General features: G+C 71.9%; 20 protein-coding genes. 12 read left to right on the top strand and 8 right to left on the bottom strand.

Features of this window, described 5'->3' with window-relative positions; translation table 11 throughout:
• Nucleotides 1-2 precede the first annotated feature (2 nt).
• Complete coding sequence (locus IG78_RS0110705) at nucleotides 3-956, bottom strand: CU044_5270 family protein (protein WP_225882031.1); 954 nt, start codon at nucleotides 954-956, stop codon at nucleotides 3-5.
• Nucleotides 949-1575: an RNA polymerase sigma factor gene (locus IG78_RS0110710; protein WP_078964997.1), complete on the bottom strand. Its 627-nt coding sequence runs from the start codon at nucleotides 1573-1575 to the stop codon at nucleotides 949-951. The genes IG78_RS0110705 and IG78_RS0110710 overlap by 8 nt, the downstream gene beginning before the upstream one ends.
• 116 nt (nucleotides 1576-1691) lie before the next feature.
• On the opposite strand from IG78_RS0110710, the gene ctaD reads away from it, so the two are divergent.
• A complete protein-coding gene (ctaD, locus tag IG78_RS0110715) occupies nucleotides 1692-3326 on the top strand; it encodes an aa3-type cytochrome oxidase subunit I (RefSeq protein ID WP_169749685.1) in 1635 nt (544 codons plus the stop codon).
• Entirely contained in the window at nucleotides 3323-3667 is a 345-nt protein-coding gene (locus tag IG78_RS0110720) for a hypothetical protein (RefSeq protein WP_030561570.1), read from the top strand. Before ctaD ends, IG78_RS0110720 begins: the two co-directional genes overlap by 4 nt.
• On the opposite strand, the gene IG78_RS0110725 is transcribed toward IG78_RS0110720, so the two are convergent.
• On the bottom strand, nucleotides 3664-4650 hold the full coding sequence (locus tag IG78_RS0110725) for an esterase/lipase family protein (protein WP_051852514.1): 987 nt from the start codon (nucleotides 4648-4650) through the stop codon (nucleotides 3664-3666). The two genes, IG78_RS0110720 and IG78_RS0110725, sit on opposite strands and share 4 nt — an antisense overlap.
• Before the next feature lie 203 nt (nucleotides 4651-4853).
• On the opposite strand from IG78_RS0110725, the gene IG78_RS0110730 reads away from it, so the two are divergent.
• Entirely contained in the window at nucleotides 4854-5516 is a 663-nt protein-coding gene (locus IG78_RS0110730; protein WP_030561574.1) for a TetR/AcrR family transcriptional regulator, read from the top strand.
• Nucleotides 5517-5654: 138 nt separating this feature from the next.
• On the opposite strand, the gene IG78_RS0110735 is transcribed toward IG78_RS0110730, so the two are convergent.
• Nucleotides 5655-6527, bottom strand: a complete 873-nt coding sequence (locus IG78_RS0110735) for an LLM class flavin-dependent oxidoreductase (protein WP_030561576.1) — start codon at nucleotides 6525-6527, stop codon at nucleotides 5655-5657.
• 106 nt (nucleotides 6528-6633) lie between these two features.
• Nucleotides 6634-7053, bottom strand: coding sequence for an ankyrin repeat domain-containing protein (locus tag IG78_RS0110740; RefSeq protein ID WP_030561578.1), 420 nt, complete (start codon nucleotides 7051-7053; stop codon nucleotides 6634-6636).
• 220 nt (nucleotides 7054-7273) lie between these two features.
• Between IG78_RS0110740 and IG78_RS0110745 the strand changes: the two genes are divergently transcribed.
• Complete coding sequence (locus IG78_RS0110745) at nucleotides 7274-7762, top strand: cupin domain-containing protein (RefSeq protein ID WP_030561580.1); 489 nt, start codon at nucleotides 7274-7276, stop codon at nucleotides 7760-7762.
• Entirely contained in the window at nucleotides 7755-8531 is a 777-nt protein-coding gene (locus IG78_RS0110750) for an SDR family NAD(P)-dependent oxidoreductase (protein WP_030561582.1), read from the top strand. Before IG78_RS0110745 ends, IG78_RS0110750 begins: the two co-directional genes overlap by 8 nt.
• Nucleotides 8532-8785: 254 nt before the next feature.
• Here the strand turns inward: IG78_RS0110750 and IG78_RS0110755 are convergent, their stop codons facing one another.
• Complete coding sequence (locus tag IG78_RS0110755) at nucleotides 8786-10375, bottom strand: MFS transporter (RefSeq protein WP_051852515.1); 1590 nt, start codon at nucleotides 10373-10375, stop codon at nucleotides 8786-8788.
• Nucleotides 10376-10531: 156 nt separating this feature from the next.
• On the opposite strand from IG78_RS0110755, the gene IG78_RS0110760 reads away from it, so the two are divergent.
• Both IG78_RS0110760 and IG78_RS41910 read left to right on the top strand, forming a co-directional pair.
• On the top strand, nucleotides 10532-11344 hold the full coding sequence (locus IG78_RS0110760) for a TetR/AcrR family transcriptional regulator (RefSeq protein WP_078964995.1): 813 nt from the start codon (nucleotides 10532-10534) through the stop codon (nucleotides 11342-11344).
• A gap of 131 nt (nucleotides 11345-11475) precedes the next feature.
• Nucleotides 11476-11961 carry a DUF7144 family membrane protein gene (locus IG78_RS41910; protein ID WP_063760722.1) on the top strand — a complete coding sequence of 162 codons (486 nt, stop codon included), beginning with the start codon at nucleotides 11476-11478 and terminating at the stop codon, nucleotides 11959-11961.
• On the opposite strand, the gene IG78_RS0110770 is transcribed toward IG78_RS41910, so the two are convergent.
• Nucleotides 11958-12866, bottom strand: a complete 909-nt coding sequence (locus tag IG78_RS0110770) for a LysR family transcriptional regulator (protein ID WP_030561589.1) — start codon at nucleotides 12864-12866, stop codon at nucleotides 11958-11960. The two genes, IG78_RS41910 and IG78_RS0110770, sit on opposite strands and share 4 nt — an antisense overlap.
• A gap of 177 nt (nucleotides 12867-13043) precedes the next feature.
• On the opposite strand from IG78_RS0110770, the gene IG78_RS0110775 reads away from it, so the two are divergent.
• A complete protein-coding gene (locus IG78_RS0110775) occupies nucleotides 13044-14357 on the top strand; it encodes an SGNH/GDSL hydrolase family protein (protein ID WP_030561591.1) in 1314 nt (437 codons plus the stop codon).
• A gap of 27 nt (nucleotides 14358-14384) precedes the next feature.
• Here the strand turns inward: IG78_RS0110775 and IG78_RS41915 are convergent, their stop codons facing one another.
• Nucleotides 14385-14810, bottom strand: a complete 426-nt coding sequence (locus IG78_RS41915) for a hypothetical protein (protein ID WP_030561593.1) — start codon at nucleotides 14808-14810, stop codon at nucleotides 14385-14387.
• Nucleotides 14811-15017: 207 nt separating this feature from the next.
• On the opposite strand from IG78_RS41915, the gene IG78_RS0110785 reads away from it, so the two are divergent.
• The 4 genes from IG78_RS0110785 to IG78_RS0110805 all read left to right on the top strand — a co-directional run bounded on the left by IG78_RS0110785 (nucleotide 15018) and on the right by IG78_RS0110805 (nucleotide 19960).
• Complete coding sequence (locus IG78_RS0110785) at nucleotides 15018-16094, top strand: daunorubicin resistance protein DrrA family ABC transporter ATP-binding protein (RefSeq protein WP_031128653.1); 1077 nt, start codon at nucleotides 15018-15020, stop codon at nucleotides 16092-16094.
• On the top strand, nucleotides 16091-16945 hold the full coding sequence (locus IG78_RS0110790) for an ABC transporter permease (RefSeq protein WP_030561597.1): 855 nt from the start codon (nucleotides 16091-16093) through the stop codon (nucleotides 16943-16945). The genes IG78_RS0110785 and IG78_RS0110790 overlap by 4 nt, the downstream gene beginning before the upstream one ends.
• A gap of 105 nt (nucleotides 16946-17050) precedes the next feature.
• On the top strand, nucleotides 17051-18868 hold the full coding sequence (locus IG78_RS51185) for a hypothetical protein (protein ID WP_225882030.1): 1818 nt from the start codon (nucleotides 17051-17053) through the stop codon (nucleotides 18866-18868).
• Nucleotides 18869-18919: 51 nt separating this feature from the next.
• Nucleotides 18920-19960, top strand: coding sequence for an endonuclease/exonuclease/phosphatase family protein (locus IG78_RS0110805; protein ID WP_030561601.1), 1041 nt, complete (start codon nucleotides 18920-18922; stop codon nucleotides 19958-19960).
• Nucleotides 19961-20108: the final 148 nt, after the last annotated feature.

The raw sequence follows: 20108 nt of genomic DNA on the forward strand, positions 1-20108 counted from the left end.
GGCTAACGGCGCCAGGCGTCGTACGACATCACGTCCCCGGCGCGGACGGCGAAGTCCGGCTGGTCCCTGGTGAAGAGGACCTCAAGGCCGAGCACCTCGCCGCTGTCCGGGTCGAGGATCAGCATGTACCGCAGGTGCTCGTCCGGGGTGTCGTGCACATACGCCTGCCCGGTGCGGCCGAGGCGGTCGGTGACGGTGCCCTCGGCGCGCAGGCCGCCGGTGCCCGCGAGTACCCGGGCGAGCGCGGCCCTCTCGCGGGCGCCGAGCGTCCAGTTGTCCAGGAGCTGGGGCAGGGTGTCGAGGAGCTGCTGGGTGGTGACGGGGGCGGTGCGGCGCGGGAACCCGGGCTCGTGGACCTCGGTGAGGTAGTCGCGCAGGGCGGCGGGGGTACCCGGCGGGCGGGCCCAGGGCGGCGCGTCGGACCGGCTCGGCGGGTAGACGCGTTCGCCCACTAGCTTGCCGTCGGACTCGACGCGCTCGGTGCGGCTGCCGTCGGACCGCCAGCGGACCTCGCGCTCCTCGGGCAGGGTGACGGGGCGTTCGGCGTCGGGGCCCGAGTCCATGGCCAGACTCCAGCTCTGTACGTGGCCGCCCTCGCGCAGTCGCGGTCCGCCGTCGCGGGCGAGGGCCTCGGCGCGGTCGGCGATCCGGTCGAGCGGCAACGCGGCGGAACCGGCGCGCGGGTGCAGGGCGCTCGGCGCCGCGGTGGCGGACCCGGCGCCGAGGCCCGGCACGGTCAGGGCGAGCACGGCGGCGAGGGCGACGGCGGCGGCCTCCGCCCAGAACACGACGCGGCGGCGGGCACGTACGCGGGTGGTGTGCAGGAGCTGGTTGAGGCCCCGCTCGGCGACGGCGTTCAGGGGGCGGTCGCGCCAGGGCCCCGAGGTCGCGGACACGGGGTTGGCGGCGCGCAGCAGGTCCAGGTCGCGGCGGTCGTCGTCCAGGTGGTCAGTCACGGCTGTCAACTCCCGCTCGTCCCGCTCGCCCTGCTTGCTCTGCTCGTGCCGCTTGCTCTGCTAGCGCTTCTTGCTCTGTCGGCGCTGCTTGCTCTGCTCGTCCTGCTCGTACGTTCATCTGCATCCGGTCGATCTGCGCGCGGAGTCTGCGCCGGGCCCGGTGCAGGCGCATCGCGGCGGCGCCGGGGCTGCACTCCAGGGCCACCGCGAGCTCGTCGACGCCGAGCTCCTCCCAGGTGGTCAGGCGCAGGGCCTCCTGGTCGGCGGGGGAGAGCCGGGCAAGGGCGTCGTGCACCCAGGAGCCGGGGCGTTCGGTGTCCGGGCTGTCCATGATCTGGCGGCCGCCCACGGTCTCGTGGTGGCTGAGGCGGTGCAGCAGGCGTCGGCGGCGGCCGAGTCCGCGCACCGTGTTGGCCAGGCAGTTGCGGGCCACGGCGTACAGCCAGGGCAGCGGCGCCTCGGGGAGTTCCGCGCGGCGCCGCCAGGCTATGGAGAACACGTCCGCCACGACCTCCTCGACCTCGTGCTCCTCCCCCGCGTCGAGCCGGCGCGCGACGAACCGGCTCACCGCCCAGTAGTGCTCGCGGTAGGCGGCCGCGAAGGAATCGTCCGTGCTCATGGACCGTAGGTGTCCGGCATGTCCTCGATCCTCACACCCGGACGGTGTGACTTTTGCGGCGGGGGTCGACGGGTGTGCGCGGTGATGCCGGAGCGGCTGCCGGACACCTACGGGGCATGAGGGAAATCGTGAAGTGGCTGACGACCACGGACCACAAGAGGATCGGCACGCTGTATCTGGTCACGTCGTTCGCGTTCTTCTGCATCGGCGGGGTGATGGCGCTCTTCATGCGCGCCGAGCTGGCCCGTCCGGGCACGCAGATCATGTCGAACGAGCAGTTCAACCAGGCGTTCACGATGCATGGCACGATCATGCTGCTGATGTTCGCGACGCCGCTGTTCGCGGGCTTCGCGAACTGGATCATGCCGCTCCAGATCGGCGCCCCCGACGTGGCCTTCCCGCGCCTGAACATGTTCGCCTACTGGCTGTACCTGTTCGGCTCGCTGATCGCGGTGGGCGGCTTCCTGACCCCGCAGGGGGCGGCCGACTTCGGCTGGACCGCGTACGTACCGCTGTCCGGGGCGGTGCACTCACCGGGCATCGGCAGCGACATGTGGATCATGGGGCTCGCGTTCTCCGGCTTCGGCACGATCCTCGGCTCGGTCAACTTCATCACCACCATCATCTGCATGCGCGCCCCCGGCATGACGATGTTCCGCATGCCGATCTTCACCTGGAACGTGCTGCTCACGGCCGTGCTCGCGCTGCTCGCCTTCCCGGTCCTTGCCGCCGCGCTGTTCGCCCTGGAGATGGACCGCAAGTTCGGTTCCCACATCTTCGACGCGGCGAACGGCGGGGGACTGCTGTGGCAGCACCTCTTCTGGTTCTTCGGCCACCCCGAGGTGTACATCATCGCGCTGCCGTTCTTCGGCATCATCTCCGAGGTCATCCCGGTCTTCTCGCGCAAGCCGATGTTCGGCTACATGGGTCTGATCGGCGCGACCATCGCGATCGCCGGTCTCTCGGTGACGGTGTGGGCGCACCACATGTATGTGACGGGCGGGGTGCTGCTGCCCTTCTTCTCCTTCATGACGTTCCTCATCGCCGTGCCGACGGGCGTGAAGTTCTTCAACTGGATCGGCACCATGTGGAAGGGCTCGTTGTCCTTCGAGACACCGATGCTGTGGGCGGTCGGTTTCCTCATCACGTTCGTCTTCGGCGGTCTGACCGGCGTCATCCTGGCCTCACCGGCGATGGACTTCCACTCGTCCGACACGTACTTCGTGGTCGCGCACTTCCACTACGTCATCTTCGGCACCGTCGTGTTCGCGATGTTCGCGGGATTCCACTTCTGGTGGCCCAAGTTCACCGGCAAGATGCTCGACGAACGCCTCGGCAAGATCACCTTCTGGACGTTGTTCGTGGGCTTCCACGGCACCTTCCTCGTCCAGCACTGGCTCGGTACGGCGGGCATGCAGCGCCGCATCCCGGACTATCTGGCGGTGGAGGGCTTCACCGCCCTGAACACGGTCTCGACGATCTTCTCCTTCCTGCTCGGCATGTCGCTGCTGCCGTTCTTCTACAACATCTGGAAGACCGCCAAGTACGGCAAGAAGATCGAGGTCGACGATCCATGGGGCTACGGCCGCTCCCTGGAGTGGGCCACGTCCTGTCCGCCGCCACGGCACAACTTCCGCACGCTGCCCCGCATCCGCAGCGAGTCGCCCGCCTTCGACCTGCACCATCCCGAGGTCGAGTCCGACAGCGCCCCCGTCGAGCCGGGGAAGCAGGCCGCGGAGGTGCCGGCGTGACCGCCATGGACGAACGCGGGGCCGACGCGCAGGCCCTGGTACGTGACCTGGAGGGGCTGCTGCTCGTCGAGGCCGCGCGGTCCGAGTCCCGCGCGGCTGCCGAGCGTTTCACCCACCGCCTGCCCTGGCTCACCGAGAGCCAGCGCGAGGAGGTGGAGCGCCAGTACACCGAGGAGCACATGGTGCTCGTCCGCCGGGCCTGGGACCGCACCGCGTCCCGGGCGATCGAGCTGCGCACCGAGTACGAGGAGGCCTACCGGGTGCTCCAGCGGCGGACGTTCGCTTGGTGCCTGGTGGGGGCGGCGGTGTTCGTCGGGGCGGTGCTCGCCCTCCGGCCCTAGAAGGGCGGCCCGTACCCCTTGCACACAGGCTTGAAGTCGGGCTTGTCGGGGCCCAGGGCGTTGACGACGTTCTGGGTCGTGGGGCCGTCGGTGAACAGGCCCACATGGCCGACCGGGTTCTTCGGACACTGGTCCTGCACCGCGATGTTGCGGACGTTGTCGCCCTTCAGGAAGTTGTTGGTGTACGGGCTCGCCACGACGTCGTACTTGCTCGCGATGACCGTGTAGCGCACGCCGGGCACGGTGTCGCCGTCCGCCCACAGGGCCCGCTGGAAGTCGGAGCCCTCCTCCTGGTCCTTGAGCCCCTGAAGGTTCAGGTGGTCGAAGGCGTCGTTGACGACGCCGAGCAGGCCGAGCGCCCTGCCGAGGTTGACCAGACCGCTGAGGGTGGTGCCGTGGTTGGTGGGCGCGAGCGCGACGAGCCGGTCGACCTTCTGCGCGCCGCCGAGCCGCTTGATGTAGTGGTTCGGCAGCATGCCGCCCTGTGAGTGCCCGAGGACGTTCACCTTCTTCGCGCCGGTGGCCGCGAGCACCTTGTCCACGAACGCGCTCATCGTCTCGGACGACTTGGCGACGCCGGTCATGCCGCCGACCCGCCCGCCGAGGTTGAGCGGGCTTCCCATGCCGTAGTTGAAGGCGTAGACGCAGTGCCCCTCGTTGGCGAGGGTCGGGCCCATCGTGACCCAGTTCGCCCCGAGGTTCACCCCGGTGCCGTGGACGAGGACGACCGGGTTCGGGTGCTCGGCGGTCGGCTTGCAACTCCAGTCGTTCACACCGGCCACGGCGTTCGGGCTGAACAGGAAGTTGCTCACGCCCTCGGCGACACCGCCGACGGGGTAGCGCGCACGCGGCTGCTCGGTGGCCTGCGCCGGGGCCGCCGTGGCGGTGAGCGCCGTGGCCGCGAGGGCGGCGGGGGTGACGACGGCGGCGATCCGGCGGCGTGTGGTGCCTGGCCGACGGGCGGGTGCGGACGGTCTGTTCACGGTTCCGGTCCTCTCGGTCGGCCAGCCTCGCCTGTCTTGTCATAGGCATGACATAGCAAGTCCCAGGAATCTGAAACGGCAGCGCTTCAGATTGGTTACCTGAAAGTAGGGCGAGGTCGGGACCGGCGCAAGAGTCGTGCGCGGGACAATTCCCGTGCAGGATGCGGGAGTTGGCGTACGTCCAGGTGGGAGGGGTGGGGGCGGTGAGGTCCGAGGAGGCGCGGGGCACGCGCGGGCCGGCGAGGGCGTACGGGGGCAAGTCCGCCGAGCAGCGCAGGTCCGAGCGGCGACGGCGGCTCCTTCAGGCGGGCATCGAGTTGTTCGGCGCCGGGCCCGGCGCCTACCGGGCCGCGTCGGTGGCGTCACTGTGTGCCCGCGCCGATCTCTCGACGCGCCAGTTCTACGAGGAGTTCCGCAATCTGGAGGAGGTCCTGGCCGCCCTGCACGGGCAGGTGCAGCACTTCGCGCAGGCGGCGATCACCAAGGCTCTCGCCGAGGCCGCGGAGGGTGGTGTCCGCGAGCGCGCCGACGCCGCGTTCCGCGCGTACGCACGCGTGCTCACGGCCAATCCGCATCTGGTGCGGATCGCCTTCGTGGAGGTCACGGGCGTCAGCCCCGAGCTGGAGCAGCAGCGCCTGGAGGCCCGCAAGGGCTGGGTGGACCTCGTGGTCGCCGCCCTCGACGAAGCCGTGGCACGCGGCGAGATCGGTGCGCGGGACTATCGCATCGCCGCGCTCGGCTTCGTCGCCGCGGTCAACGGGCTGCTGTACGACTGGACGGCCGGGTACGTCGACGCGAGCCTCGACACGATCGTGGACGAGCTGATGCTGATGTTCATGGGGCTGCTGCGACCGCCGCCCGTGTGACCAGTGCTGACGCCGGGTGGCGTCTGCGCGGGCGCCGGGTGGCGGCAGAGGTGAGGGCCGGGCGCTGTCTGTCAGAGCTGGCGCCGGGTGACGTCAGTGCTGACGCCGGGTGCTGTCAGTGCTGACGCCCGGGTGGCGTCAGAGCTGTGGCGGGCCCTGCTCGATGCGGCGCAGGACCGGGTCGAGTCGGTCCAGGGACGTCGACGTCTGGAGCTGTCGTTCGTCCCACCAGGTGGCGCCCGCGTCGCGCAGGGGGCCGAGCAGGTCCCTGGCCTTGGCGGGGTCGGCGGCGCTCGCGCCGCCGACGACGAAGTCGAAGGGGGCACCCGCTTCGCCGTCCTCGCGGTGCGCGCGCACGTACGCGACGAGTTCGCGGAACTCCTCCAGGGGCGGGATCTCGCCGTGCGCGGCCGACTTGAACAGCGGTACGGCGCCGTCCCAGCGGGCCGCGCGGCGCATCGGCGGGCGGTTGGGCCAGAAGCCCGCGACCCACACCGGCGGCCGGGGCCGCTGCGCGGTGGCGGGAAGGAGCTGCACGTCGTCGACGTGGAAGTGCTTGCCGCGGTGTGTCACGGGATCGCCGGACCAGTAGCGGTCGAGGAGGTCGAGGCCCTCGTCGAGGCGTTCGGCGAGGACCCGCGGCTCGGTGGGTTCGCCGAAGCTCGCGTACTCGTCGTCGATCGGCCCGCCGAGCCCGGTGCCGAAAACCACCCGGCCCGCGCTCACGTCGTCGAGGGTGGCCACCTGCCGCGCCAACTGGTGCGGGCGTCGCCTGGCCACCGGCGTGACCAGGGTGCCGAGCTTGATCCTCTCGGTCGCGAGCGCCGCCGCCGTGAGGAGCATCCACGGGTCCCCGAACGGCTTGCCGCGCTGGGCCCGTTTGTCGTGCACCACGTGGTCCCATACGAACAGGCCGTCCCAGCCCGCGAGTTCGGCCGCGGCCGCGACCCGGGCGATGGTCCTGGCGTCCGCGAAGTCCCCGAAGTTCGGAATGTTGATCGAGAAGCGCATGACGGCATCGTGACGCCGGGGCCCACCACCGGGCAATGCACTTGGCACGGTTCGTCAATCGCCGTCCACCGTACGGCCGGATCGGGCGCCCGCCGTCGGGCCCCGGTCAGGCCGTGGCGCCCGCGGCGGTGAGGAGCGCGGCCGTTTCGGGGTGCGGGCCCTGGTTGGCCCAGTGCAACGGGGTCCAGCCGGTGCCGTCGTCCTCGCGGAGGCCCGGTGCCGCGCCGTGGTCGAGGAGGGCGCGCACCGTCTCGGTGTGGCCCCAGCAGGCGGCCGCGCACAGCGGGGTGCCGTCCGCGCCGAGTCCCCTGCTCTCGGTGTCGGGGGCGGCCCCGGCGGCAAGGAGCAGGCGGGCCACCTCCGCCCTGCCGTTCACGGACGCCTCGTACAGCGGCGTGACGCCCTCCCGATCCGGTTGGGACGGGTCGGCGCCCGCGCGCAGGAGTGCCCGCACCCGGGTGGAGTCACCCGACCAGATCACCTCGAAAAGACGCCCGTTGAGTTTCTTCTGCTTCCGCCGGTTCATGATCGTTGAGACTAGGCACCGGGTGGGTGGCCGGGCCAGCGATATTCCTCGCCGCGGCGCCGGGGGTTACCGTGCTGCCGGAACGCGGGCACCGCCACCGGTTCGACCGCTGACGCGCCCGCTGGTTCGGCTGCTGGTTCGACTGCTGGTTCGGCTGCTGGTTCGACTGCTGGTTCGACTGCTGGTCGGGCTGCGACGACGGAGAGGATGTGGGCAGCGCATGGCGAAGCGCCCTGTCACCGCCGAGGAACTGATCGCCCGGCACGGCCTGGAGCCCCTGCCCTTCGAGGGGGGCCGTTTCCGCCAGACCTGGGCGGGGCCGCCGGACGCCACGGGGCACCCCGCGGGGACGGCGATCGTCATGCTGCTGACCTCCGCGGCGGACGACTTCTCGGCGCTGCACCGACTGCCCACGGACGAGGTGTGGCACTTCTACCAGGGTGATCCGCTCGACCTGCTGCTCCTGGCCCCGGACGGCACGGACGAGCTGCGCATACTCGGCGACGGGGACGGTGAGGAGTTCCAGTTGGTCGTGCGCGCGGGTACGTGGATGGGCGCACGGGTGCGGGACGGCGGCGAGTGGTCGCTGTTCGGTACGACGATGGCTCCGGGGTTCCTGGAGTCCGACTACGAGGGCGGCGACCCGGACGTACTGGCCGCCCGCTATCCGCAGCAGGCCGAACTGATCCGGAGGCTGTGCCGTGACTGACCCCCGCCTTCCCACCCTGGAGGGGCGCGTGGCGCTCGTGACCGGCGCCAGCGGGATCGTCGGCGGTGGCATCGCCCGGCGGTTCGCGCAGGCGGGCGCCGCCGTGGTGGTGCACTGCCACCGGAACACGGAGCGGGCGCGTGAGGTCGCTGCCGGGATCGGGGCGGACGGCGGTGCCGCCCTCGTCGTCGCCGCGGACCTGGGGCGGGAGAGCGAGTGCGGGCGGCTCGTCGAGGAGGCGTACGCCTGGCGCGGGCGCCTCGACGCCCTCGTCAACAACGCGGGGATCCAGCCCGTGCAGGAGCTGTCCGCGATGGGGGCAGAGGACTGGCGGCGGCTCCAGGACGCCAATGTGACCAGCGCGTTCTGCTGCACACAGGCCGCCGCCGAGGTGATGTCCGGCCAGGAGCACGGCGGCAGCGTCACCCATATCGCGTCCATCGAGGGGCATCAGCCCGCGGTGGGGCACGCGCACTACAGCGCGTCCAAGGCCGCCCTGATCATGCACGCGCGTGCCGCGGCCGTGGAGTACGGGCCGCGCGGGGTCCGGGTCAACAGCGTGTCCCCGGGCCTCATCGAGCACCCCGGCCTCGCCGAGGCGTGGCCCGAGGGCGTGCGGCGGTGGACGCGGGCCGCGCCGCTCACCCGCCTGGGGCGGCCCGAGGACATCGGTTCCGCCTGTGTGTTCCTCGCGTCCGACGCGGCGGAGTGGATCACGGGGACGGACCTCCTCGTGGACGGCGGGGTCAGCGCACGCTCCACCTGGTGACCAGGGCCCCGCAAGGGCCGCGGGGGGGGGCGCCCCGCCAGGGGCGCGGGGAACTGCGCGAGCAACCCACGAAAAGCCGCGGACGCGTCTGCCGGGCGACCACGCAGACGCGTCTGCGGCTTGTCGCGCGCTGGGCGCGCAGTTCCCCGCGCCCCTGGCGGGGCACGGCAACGGCCGCCCGGCCCCCCGTAAGGGGGAACCGAGCGGCCGTCGGTGCCGCGTACCGCCGTACCCGCGGGTCGTACCGCTGTACTTCAGTGACCGGTCTTGACGTCCGCCGAAGTCTCGGCGGACTCGCTGCCGTCCGGCTGCGCCGCGCCCGGCACCGCGGCCGCTGGCGGCGCGTCGTCGCCGCGGGTCCGCATCAGCAGCAGGGACAGGGCGGCCGCGACCAGGACACCGATCGCACCGACCACGAAGGCCGAGGACATCGCTTCGGTGAAGGCGTCGCGGGCCGTGTGGACCAGGCCCTCGTCGCCGATGCGTGCGGCCTCCGAGAAGGCCTCGACGATGGACTCGTCGGACTTGCCGGGGGCGTCGTCGGGCATCTTGTTGCCGTAGGTGCTCGACAGGATGGAGCCGAGTACGGCGACACCGAGGGCGGCGCCCGCCTGCTGCACCGTGTCGTTCATGGCGGAGCCGACACCGGCGTGCTCGTGCGGTACGGCGCCCATCATGGCGGCCTGCGCGGCCGGCATGGCCAGACCGCCACCGGCACCCATGAGGACCATGGCCGTGGTCACGATGCCGAAGCCGTCACCGGGCTCCAGCGTGGCGAGGGTGAAGAAGCCGGACGCGATGACCGCGAGACCGAGCGCCGCCATGAAGCGGTTGCCGATCTTCGGGCCGAGCACGGCGCTGAGTGCGTTGAAGACGAGCGAGGCGAGGGCGAGGGGCGCGAAGGCCCAGCCCGTTTTCGTCGGCGTGTACTCCAGGACGAACTGGAGGTACTGGCTCAGGACCAGCATCAGACCGCCGTTGGCGAACGTCAGGAGGACGATGGAGAAGCTCGCGCCGGTGAAGACGCGGTTGCGGAACAGGGCGAGCGGCACCATCGGCTCGCCGACCCGGGTCTCCCAGACGCCGAAGCCCACGAGGCAGAACACCGACACGATCGCGGCCACATAGACCTTCGGGTCCCCGAAGCCCTCCTTGGGCCACTCGGTGATCGTCCAGACCAGCGAGACCATGCCGACCATCGACAGGACCATGCCGACCGGGTCGGCCTTGCGCCAGGGGCCCTTCGACTCCTTCATCAGGACGATCGCGGCGAGGAAGGCGACCGCGGCGATCGGCACGTTGATCAGGAAGATCGAGCCCCACCAGAAGTGGTCGAGCAGCACGCCGCCGAAGAGGGGGCCGCCGACGAGACCGACCATGGTCACGCCGGACCAGGCGGCGATCGCCTTGGGGCGCTCCTCGTCGTCGAAGACGGTGATCACGATGGACAGGGTGCTCGGCATGATCAGCGCGCCGCCGACACCCATCAGGATGCGGGCGCCGATGAGCTGCTCGGGGCTTTCCGCGATGGTCCCGATGAGGGAGGCCGCGCCGAAGAGCAGCAACCCGATGAGCATCACCTTGCGGCGGCCGAACCGGTCGGAGAGCGATCCGGTGGTGAGCAGCAGACCGGCGAACACCAGCATGTACGAGTCGAGGATCCACTGGAGATCCGACGCGCTCGCGTTCAGGTCCTCGGCGATCGGGGGGACCGCGACGGTGAGGACCATGTTGTCGATCACCAGGACGAGCGTGCTGAGACAGAGCACGATCAGAATCAGCCAGCGCTTCGGATCGCGCTCCGTCGGCTCCCCGGCCGCTGTCTTCGTTCCCACATCGTCCATGACGGACCTCCAGAGCAAGTGCAACGGTACGGCGTTCGCTTCCACCGAACACTGTACGCCCGCCGTACACTGATCGCAAACCCCGAACGGCGTGCGCCCCTGCGGTAGGCTGGAAACGACCACAACGCGAACGGCGAGCAGAAAAGGGGTGGCCGCATGCCACGCGCCGCGCAGCCGACCAATCCGTCGACCGGGCCGTCGACCGGCCCGTCGGCCAGGCCGTCGAAATCCTCGCGCAAGGAAACAGCCCTCGACGCGATCGGCTCGGTGTGGACCCGGCCCCAGCGCCCGCGCCGGGACCAGCCCACGCTCAGCCGCGACCAGATCGTGGCCGAAGCCGTCGCCCTGCTCGACACGGACGGCATCGAGGCCCTGAGCATGCGCAAGCTCGGCACCCGACTGAACGCCGGCGCCACCTCGCTCTACACCCATGTGTCCAACAAGGACGAACTGATCGAGCTCGTCGTCGACGAGGTGTATGGCGAGATTCGAGTGCCGCGGCCCGAGTCCGGCACCGAGTGGCGTGCGGCCGCCGTGGAGTGCGGGAACAACGTGCGCGCCGCGATCCTGCGGCACCCCTGGATCGCCTCCGTCCTCGGCGAGGTCGGCATGGCCCACCTCGGGCCGAACATGATGCGGCTCACCGAGGACACCCTTGAGCTCTTCGAGAGCGGCGGCTTCACCCCCTCGCGGGCGGAGGTCGCCCTCAAGACGATCTGGGCGTACGTCATCGGCACGGCCGCCACCGAGGCCGCGTGGCTGACCATGCTGGCCCGCAGCGGCCAGGAGGAGCAGGAGTGGGCGGAGCGGGTCGCCGCCATCTCCGAGCAGGCCATGGAGCCCTTCCCGCGGCTGCGGCAGTTGTACGCGGAGCAGGGCGCGGGCGCCGCGGACCAGACCCGCCGCAGCAACTTCGACGTGGGCCTCGACGTCATCCTGGACGGCCTGGAGGCCCAGCGCGGCGCCTGAGCCGCACCCCGTCCCTCCCCTGGACGTGCCGCCCTCCGGTCCCCCCTCCCGAGCGTCCGACCGGCCGGCCGGACGCACCCGAACGGCCCACCCCGTTCGCCGTGCCGCCCCGCCGGTCGGACGCTCGGTCCATGGACTCCACACAGCACGGCCACCACAGCCGGCACGGCCAGCACGCCCAGCACGGACGCGGCGTCCGGGTCTCCGGCAGCACGGTGTTCGCCGGTGTCCTGATGCTGGTGAACGGCGTTCTGGGCATCCTGGCGGGCATCGCGGGCATCGCGAAGGACGACGTGTACGCCCGGCTCGGCGACTACGTCTACAAGTTCGACCTCACCACCTGGGGCTGGATCCACCTCGTGCTCGGCCTGCTCATCGCCGTGACCGGCCTGGGCATCCTCAAGGGCGCCGAGTGGGCGCGGGGCGCGGGCGTCGCGCTCGCCGCCCTCGGCATGGTCGCGCAGTTCATGTGGCTGCCGTACACCCCCCTGTGGGCCCTCATCTCGCTCGCGCTCGGCGCGTTCGTGATCTGGGCGCTGTGCACGGACCCGGGCGCGGCGGCCGACAAGGGCCGGGGCACGTCGGACGGGACCTGGAACGCCGCGGGCAGGCCCTAGAACGCCGCGGGGCCGCCGTTGGCGGCCAGGACGTCCCGTACGGCACGGATGAATGCCTCCGTGCGGGGGTTGGTGCCGCCGGTGCGCCAGATCAGGCCTACGTCCGCCGTCGGCAGGTCGTGCACGGGGACGAAGGTGACGTCCGGGCGGGCGTAGTACGCCTCCACGGAGGCGATGACCGGGGACACGCCCTGGCCCGTGGCGATCAGGGTCATGAGTTCCTGGAACGTCGCCACGTCCTGCCCGCGCCGGATCTCGGCCCCGCTCGGCGTGCGCGGCGGCACGTGGAAGTCCCACCAGTACGCGGGCGCGCCACCGGCCACACCGAAGAACGTCTCGCCCGCGAGTTCCTCGAAGGACAGCGAGGCGCGCCCCGCGAAGCGGTGGCCGAGCGGCACCGCGAGGGCCCGGGACTCGTTGATGACGACCGGGCCCACCGTCAGATCGGGCTCCTGCACCGGCAGACAGGTGAAGAGGACGTCCACCTCACCCGCGCGCAGCGCGCCCAGCGGGTCCTGGAACTGCGTCTCGCGCATCCGCACCGCGCACCCGGGGCACCGCTCCCGGAACAGCTTCAGGACTGGCTGGGTGAGCGAACCGGCCCCCGACCCGAGGAAGCCGACCACAAGCTCCCCCTCCACACCCCGCGCCACGTCCTTGGCGCGGGCTACGGCCGCCTCCATCCGGTCGTGCAGCGGTGCGAGGTCGTCGTACAACTGCCGTCCCAGGGGCGACATCCGCACCACCCGGCTGGTGCGCTCGAACAGCGGCGCGCCGATCTTCCGCTCCAGCTTCTTCACGGTCTGGCTCACCCGGGCCTGCGAGAGCAGCAGCCGCTCGGCCGTGCGGCCGAAGTGCAGCTCCTCGGCGAGGGTCAGAAAGGTCTGCAGTTCCTGTCGTTCCATGGCGCGCTCCCCCTGTGACCTGCATCGATAAGCCCGAGCGTGGTGATCGTTTCACGGTTCGGCGTTGATGGGCCATCGCCGTGGGCGGATCTTTGAGTGGTCGGCACGGCAGCGTGCCGACCACCTCGGAGCCGGGGCGATCCCGGCTCCCTCACGGCCAACCTCCAGGAGTTCCCGATGTTTTCGCGTACCCGAACGACCTCCGTCGCCGTCGCCCTCGCCGTCACCGCCGGTACCGCCGTCACCGTCGCCCAGGCCTCCGACAGCGGGGCCTCCCGTCACGCAACCGGCCACGAGGCCGCCGAGGGGGCCTGGACCGCGGCGTGGGCCGCGGCGCCGCAGCGCCCGAGCACCAACTTCAAGGCCAACTGGTCCGAAGCGGGCTTCGACGACCAGACCCTCCGGCAGGTCGTCCGGGTGACGGAAGGGGGTGACAGAGCCCGCATCCGTCTCTCCAACCGGTACGGGGCCTCACCGCTGCGCATCGCGAGCGCGACCGTCGCCCGCACCGCGGGCACCAAGGGCGCGGACGTCGAGCGGGGCTCGGTGCGGCGGCTCACCTTCGGCGGCGCGGGGTCCGCCACCGTCCCGGCGGGCGGGCAACTGGCGAGCGACGAAGCCGGCCTCGACCTCGGCCGGTTCGAGTCCGTGACCGTCACCCTGCACCTGGCGGGCACCACGGGCCCCGCCACGTTCCACGCCCAGTCGTTCGCCACCAGCTACCGGGCGCAGGGCGACCACACCGCCGACACCGGCGCGCGGGCCTTCAAGGAGTCGACCGAGTCCTGGTACTACCTGTCCGGCGTGGACGTACGCGACTCGCGGACGGCGGGCGGTCGCGGCACCGTACCGCGGCGTACCGGGGTCGTCCTCTTCGGCGACTCCATCACCGACGGCTTCGCCTCCTCCACCGACACCAACCGCCGCTGGTCCGACGCCCTCGCCGAGCGCCTCGCGAAGTCCGGTACGCCGCGGCCCGTCCTGAACTCCGGCATCGGCGGCAACATGGTCCTCAACGACTCGGCCTGGTACGGCGACAAGGGCACGGGACGGTTCCGCAGGGACGCGCTCGACCTGCCGGGCGCGAAGACCGTCGTCGTCCTCGAAGGCGTCAACGACATCGGTTTCAGCGAGACCGACAAGCCCACCTACAAGCCCGCACCCGTCGTCAGCGCCGAGCAGCTCATCGCCGGGCACCGCGAGTTGATACGCGCCGCGCACGACAAGGGCCTGAAGGTCGTCGGGGCGACGCTGGTGCCGCTCGGCGGGTCCGACCACTACGGTGCGCGGGCCGCCGCCGTCAGCGACGCGTTCAACGCGTGGGTGCGGACTTCCGGCGAGTACGACGCGTACGTCGACCTCGACCGGGCGCTCGCCGACCCGGCGGACCCGGAGCGGATCCGTCCCGCCTACGACAGCGGGGACCACCTGCACCCGAACGACGCGGGGTACCGGGCCATGGCCCGGGCGGTCGACCTCGGAACCCTCTGAGGCACGCGCACCGCAGGGGCCAAGCCGTCACTCCCGTGTGTAGTACCGGTAGAACGCCGTCGCGAAGACAACCGCGGCGACCAAGGCCGCCACCACAGCCGTCCGCAGGACACCCGCGTCCGTGAGGCTGTACAGGAAGCCGAAGGACACCCCCGCGAAGAGCGCCCAGGCCGCGCCGCGCAGCTCGCGGGGGAGCGCGGGGGCGACGGCACGCAGCGCGACGTACAGTCCGGCGAAGACGAGGCCGGACAGCACCCCGAGAAGGACGTTGCCGCCGGTGATCGGACCACCGTCGCGGTGGTTGGCGGCGGCCCAGACGCCGTACACGACGGCGAGGAGGGCGGGCACCGCCCAGGTGGCCGAGAGTGTTCCAAGTCCCCCGTGCGCGCCGTGCCCGGTGTGCGCGGTGCGCGCGCCGTGCCCGGTGTGCCCGGTGTGTGCGGTGTGAGCCATGACGCGGCTCCTCTCTGCTCACGCCCAGTGGCGTCCTGTTCCCCAGCTCAAGGAAACACCCGTTCGACCCCGCGCTCCACCGGAGCGCGTGCCACGCTGGACAGCAGCGACCCGCCGCCGGGCCCCGCAGCGATGAGTTTCCGCCGCCGGACCGGTCTTCCCTCACGACGGACAGCCGACGAACCGCACAGCGGAGGGCACAGGGACATGAGCGACAAGCACCCACACCGGGGCCCGGGGTCCGGAGGTCCGGCCATCGAGACCGCGGGCCTGGTCAAGACGTTCGGCGACAACCGCGCGGTCGACGGCGTCGACCTGACCGTCCCCGCGGGCACGGTCTACGGGGTCCTCGGGCCGAACGGCGCGGGCAAGACGACGACCGTGAAGATGCTGGCCACGCTGTTGCGACCGGACGGCGGTGAGGCGCATGTCTTCGGCCACGACGTGGTCCGCGAGGCCGACACGGTCCGCGGCCTCGTCAGCCTCACCGGGCAGTACGCCTCGGTGGACGAGGACCTCACCGGCACCGAGAACCTGGTGCTCCTCGCCCGCCTCACAGGACACGGCAAGAAGGCCGCGTACGCCCGCGCCGAACAGCTCCTTGACGCCTTCGGGCTCGGGGACGCCGCGGCCCGGCAGGTGAAGCACTACTCCGGCGGCATGCGGCGCCGCATCGACATCGCCGCCTCCATCCTCAACACCCCCGACCTGCTGTTCCTCGACGAGCCGACGACCGGCCTGGACCCGCGCAGCCGCAACCAGGTGTGGGACATCGTCCGCGCCGTCGTCGGCCACGGCACCACGGTGCTCCTGACCACGCAGTATCTGGACGAGGCCGACCAGCTCGCGTCCCGTATCGCCGTCATCGACAAGGGCCGGGTCATCGCCGAGGGCACCAAGGGCGAGCTGAAGGCGTCCGTCGGCGCCGGGTCCGTGCACGTCAGGCTGCGCGACGCCGAGCAGCGCCCCCGGGCCGAGGAGGTGCTGCGGCTCGCGCTCGACGGCGCCACGATCCAGTTGGAGGCCGACCCGGTCGCGCTCACCGCCCGCGTGGGCGAGGGCTCCGCCAACGGCATCGGTGCCGCCGAGCAGGCAGCGCGCGCCCTCGCCGAACTGGCCCGCACCGGCATCACCGTCGACAACTTCTCCCTGGGCCAGCCCAGCCTCGACGAGGTGTTCCTCGCGCTCACCGGCCACCCGAGCGAGCACGAACCCCCGGGCGGGGGCGCCCCCCGCAAGGACATCGACGTCAACGACCGCGAGGAAGCCGAGGTGACCCGATGACCACCACGCGTACCGCGACCACCACCGAGGCCCAGGACCTCGCCCCCGTCCGCCCGGAGTCCCTCGCCGAACTGCTCATCGCCAAGGAACGCCCGCCGCGCCCCAGCGCCCTGTCCGCGTCCCTGACCTTCGGCTGGCGCGCCATCCTGAAGATCAAGCACGTGCCGGAGCAGCTCTTCGACGTCACGGCGTTCCCGATCATGATGGTGCTGATGTACACGTACCTGTTCGGAGGCGCCCTCGCCGGTTCCCCGCGCGAGTACATCCAGTACCTGCTGCCCGGCATCCTGGTGATGTCCGTCGTCATGATCACGATGTACACGGGTGTCTCGGTGAACACCGACATCGAGAAGGGCGTCTTCGACCGTTTCCGCTCGCTGCCGATCTGGCGGCCCTCGACGCTCGTCGGCTATCTCCTCGGCGACGCCCTGCGGTACGCCATGGCGTCCGCGGTGATGCTGACCGTCGGCATCATCCTGGGCTTCCGCCCGGACAGCGCGCTCGGTGTGCTCGCCGGGGTGCTGCTCCTGCTCGTGTTCTCGTTCGCCTTCTCCTGGGTGTGGACGATGTTCGGGCTGCTCCTGCGTACGGAGAAGTCCGTGATGGGCGTCAGCATGATGGTGCTGTTCCCGCTGACGTTCCTCAGCGACATCTTCGTGAAGCCGGAGACGATGCCGGGCTGGCTCCAGGCCTTCGTCAACAACAACCCCGTCACGCATGTCGCCTCGGGGGTGCGCGGTCTGATGGACGGTGACTGGCCGGCCGCCGACATCGCCTGGAGCCTCGGCTGGGCGGGCCTGCTCGTCGCGGTCTTCGGTCCCGTGACGATGCGCCTCTACAACCGCAAGTAGCCCGTACGCGGCGCGCGGGCGGCGTCCCACGAAGGCGGGCATTCCTGCCCCCATATGCAGTGACCCCGGTCGCGCGGTCCGCGGCCGGGGTCTTGCCTGGGGGGCGTGCCCCGACGTCCACGCGCCGCCCTGTCCGCCGTACTGCTGGTCCTCGCCTGCCTGCTCGTACCGCTCGGCACGGTCTCGACCTGGGCGAAGTACGAGATCGAGGACGCGAGCGCGTACGTGGCCACGATGGCGCCGCTCGCCTCCGACCCCGCGGTGCGTGCCGCCGTCAGCGACGCCGTCACCGAGTCCGCGATGAACGAGATCGACGCGGGTCCGCTGCAGTCGGTCGTCACGTCCTTCGTCCGGGACGCGGTGCACTCCTTCACCGAGACCGGCGCCTTCCAGGCCGCGTGGAACGCCGCCAACCGGGCCGCCCACGACGCCGTGCAGGCCGCGCTCACCCATGACGCCGAGGGCGCCGTCACCATCGACCTCGCGCCCATCACCCAGCAGGTCAAGCGCCAGCTCACCGAAGAGGGCACGCCCTTCGCGAACCGCATCCCGGTGCGGCACACCGAGGTCACCGTCATGAAGGCCCAGGATCTCAGCGACTTCCGTAAGGGGTTCCGCATGCTCCAGGTCGCGGGTCTCTGGCTGCCCGTCGCCGCCGTGCTGCTCGCCGCGGGCGGCATCCTCCTCGCGGTGCGCCGCCGCCGCGCGGTGGTCGCGACCGCCCTCGGCGCGGCCGCGGGGGCGGGCGCGCTCGCCGTCGCCGTAGCCGTGGGCCGCGGGCTCACCCTCGACGACCTGCCCCCGGACGTGTCCCGTGACGCGGCGGGCGCCGTGTACGACGCACTGACCGACACCCTGCGGACCGCGTCCTGGGTGATCGTCGCCGTGGGCCTCACGGTGGCACTCGGCACGTGGCTGATCCGACACCCCCGGGGCGGGGCGCCCCGGGGGCCTCGGATGTCCCGCCTGACAGGACTGTTCCGGCGAGCCGGATGGCGTACGGGGCCGGGGCGGGCGTCGTCCGGGGGGCCTGGGGGGACGACGGCCCGTACGGGCGGGATGGCTCGTATGGCCTGTGCTGCCCGCGCTGCCTGTGCTGCCCGTGCTGCCCGTGCTGCCCGTGCTGCCCGTGCTGCCCGTGGCGACTGTGCGGCCGGAGCTGCCGGTGCCGCCCGCGCCGACCGTGTGACCGGTGCCGATGGTGTGACCGGTGCGGCCGGTGCAGCCGGTGCTACCGGTGTGGCCGGTGTGGCCGGTGCCGACTGTGCCGACTGTGCCGCCGGTGCTACCGGTGTGGCCGGTGCCGACTGTGCCACCGGTGTGGCCGGAGCCGCCGGTGTGATCGGTGCTACCGGTTTGACCGATGCGGCCGGAGCGGCCGGAGCGGCCGGAGCCGACTGTGCCACCGGTTTGACCGGTGTAGCCGGTGCGGCCGGTGCGGCCGGTGCCGACTGTGCCACCGGTGTGGCCGATGTGGCCGGAGCCGCCGGTGCCACCGGTGCCACCCGTGCCACCGGTGTGTCCAGTGTGGCCGGTGTGTCCGGTGCTACCGGTGTGGCCGGTGCCAACTGTGCCGCCGGTGCGGCCGGAGCCGCCGGTGTCATTGGTGTGACCGGAGCCGCCGGTGTGATCGGAGCTACCGGTTTGACCGATGCGGCCGGTGCGGCCGGTGCCGCCGGTGCGGCCGGTGCCGCCGGTGTGGCCGGTGTGGCCGCCGGTGTGGCCGGTGCCACCGGTGGTGCCGGTGCCGACTGTGCGGCCCGTGTGGACGGAGCTGCGGTTGCTGCCGGTGCTGCCGCAGTTGGTGCGAGCGCCGCCGTCGGCGACGGTGATGGGGACGCCCCGCGCCCCGGCCGGACGCGGTGCGCCCCCGCCCCCGTTCCCGCCTTCGGCAACCCGCCCGCCGTCCGTTCGCGTCCCTGAGGGAGGATCTGCGCGCGCAGATCCTCTCCGCGCGAGACGAAAGGGCGCCCCTTGGAGCACGTGACGGCACCGTCCCCACCTCCCGAGGCCGGGCCCGGTGGCCTCGACGGCGGTGACGAGTACACGTACGTACGGCGGCCGCAGAGTCGTCGCGTCGCCGCCTGGGTCGCCGGGCTGCTGCTCGCCGGGGTGAGTGCCGTCCTCGGGTGCCGCGCCGCCGACACGGACGCCGTCACGCCCGTGCCGCAGGTCCTCGCCTTCCTGCCGTGGCTGCTCGTGCCCGCCGCGGCCGCGCTGCTGCTCGCCGCGCTCGGGCGGTGGCGGGTGGGCCTGGTGTGGGCGGTGACCGTACTCGGCGGGCTCGCGTGGTTCATCCAGCCGTACGGGACGGTGGCCGACCCCGAGGGGCCGCCGGTCGCCGAGGTGCGGGTCCTCGCGTCCAACGTCGAGTTCGGGCGCGGAGTGCGGGGGCTCGTGGAGACGGTGCGGGAGCGCAGGCCCGACCTCGTCTTCGCCTCCGAGTGCGACCGGGCGTGCGACGCCGCGCTGCGCGCAGGGCTGCCCCGGTCCGCCTACCCCTACCGGGTCGCCGTCTCCGGGAACGGTGCCGACGGCTCCGTCATCCTCAGCAACCTGCCACTGACACCGGCCGACGGCGTGCGCGGGACCCTCGGCATGCCCGGTGCCGTCGCCGACGTGAAGGGTGTGCCCGTACGCCTCCAGCTCGCGCACCCCATGCCGCCGACGCCCGGTGATGTCGGCCGCTGGCGTACCGAGCTGGGGCGGCTTCGTGACTTCGCCGCCTCGGGGGGCGGGCAGGCCACCATCATCGCCGGGGATTTCAACGCCACCCAGGACCATGCGGCGTTCCGGCGCATTCTCCGTGCCGGGGTGCGTGACGGCGCGCGGGTCGCCGGCTCCGCCCGCACTCCCAGTTGGCCCACCGCCGTGCCACGGCCCCTTGGCACGCAGATCGACCACGTTCTGGCCACGGAGGATTTCGCTGCGCGCGACGCCCGTTTCCTGGAGATCGGTGACACCGATCACCGGGCGCTCCTCATCGACCTGACGCTGCACCGTGCTCCGGAGTGACCGCGCCCCCCTGTCGGCGCTACGCGCCTCGTCCTCAATCGCCGGACGGGCTTTTTTTCCCCACCCGCCCGCCCTTTCCCGCGCTGACGCGCTTGTCCTCAAACGCCGGACAGGCTGAATACTCCGCCCCCGGCGGCACGGTTCCAGC

This window comes from Streptomyces aureocirculatus, from assembly GCF_000720475.1.
Taxonomy (GTDB): Bacteria; Actinomycetota; Actinomycetes; order Streptomycetales; family Streptomycetaceae; genus Streptomyces; species Streptomyces aureocirculatus.

What these genes read in the sequence shown, in the direction of transcription:
- IG78_RS0110710 (WP_078964997.1), bottom strand. Translation starts at nt 1,575, where the DNA reads ATGAGCACGGACGATTCCTTCGCGGCCGCCTACCGCGAGCACTACTGG.
- ctaD (WP_169749685.1), top strand. Translation starts at nt 1,692, where the DNA reads ATGAGGGAAATCGTGAAGTGGCTGACGACCACGGACCACAAGAGGATC.
- IG78_RS0110735 (WP_030561576.1), bottom strand. Translation starts at nt 6,527, where the DNA reads ATGCGCTTCTCGATCAACATTCCGAACTTCGGGGACTTCGCGGACGCC.
- IG78_RS0110740 (WP_030561578.1), bottom strand. Translation starts at nt 7,053, where the DNA reads ATGAACCGGCGGAAGCAGAAGAAACTCAACGGGCGTCTTTTCGAGGTG.
- IG78_RS0110745 (WP_030561580.1), top strand. Translation starts at nt 7,274, where the DNA reads ATGGCGAAGCGCCCTGTCACCGCCGAGGAACTGATCGCCCGGCACGGC.
- IG78_RS0110755 (WP_051852515.1), bottom strand. Translation starts at nt 10,375, where the DNA reads ATGGACGATGTGGGAACGAAGACAGCGGCCGGGGAGCCGACGGAGCGC.
- IG78_RS0110760 (WP_078964995.1), top strand. Translation starts at nt 10,532, where the DNA reads ATGCCACGCGCCGCGCAGCCGACCAATCCGTCGACCGGGCCGTCGACC.
- IG78_RS41910 (WP_063760722.1), top strand. Translation starts at nt 11,476, where the DNA reads ATGGACTCCACACAGCACGGCCACCACAGCCGGCACGGCCAGCACGCC.
- IG78_RS0110770 (WP_030561589.1), bottom strand. Translation starts at nt 12,866, where the DNA reads ATGGAACGACAGGAACTGCAGACCTTTCTGACCCTCGCCGAGGAGCTG.
- IG78_RS0110775 (WP_030561591.1), top strand. Translation starts at nt 13,044, where the DNA reads ATGTTTTCGCGTACCCGAACGACCTCCGTCGCCGTCGCCCTCGCCGTC.
- IG78_RS41915 (WP_030561593.1), bottom strand. Translation starts at nt 14,810, where the DNA reads ATGGCTCACACCGCACACACCGGGCACACCGGGCACGGCGCGCGCACC.
- IG78_RS0110785 (WP_031128653.1), top strand. Translation starts at nt 15,018, where the DNA reads ATGAGCGACAAGCACCCACACCGGGGCCCGGGGTCCGGAGGTCCGGCC.
- IG78_RS0110790 (WP_030561597.1), top strand. Translation starts at nt 16,091, where the DNA reads ATGACCACCACGCGTACCGCGACCACCACCGAGGCCCAGGACCTCGCC.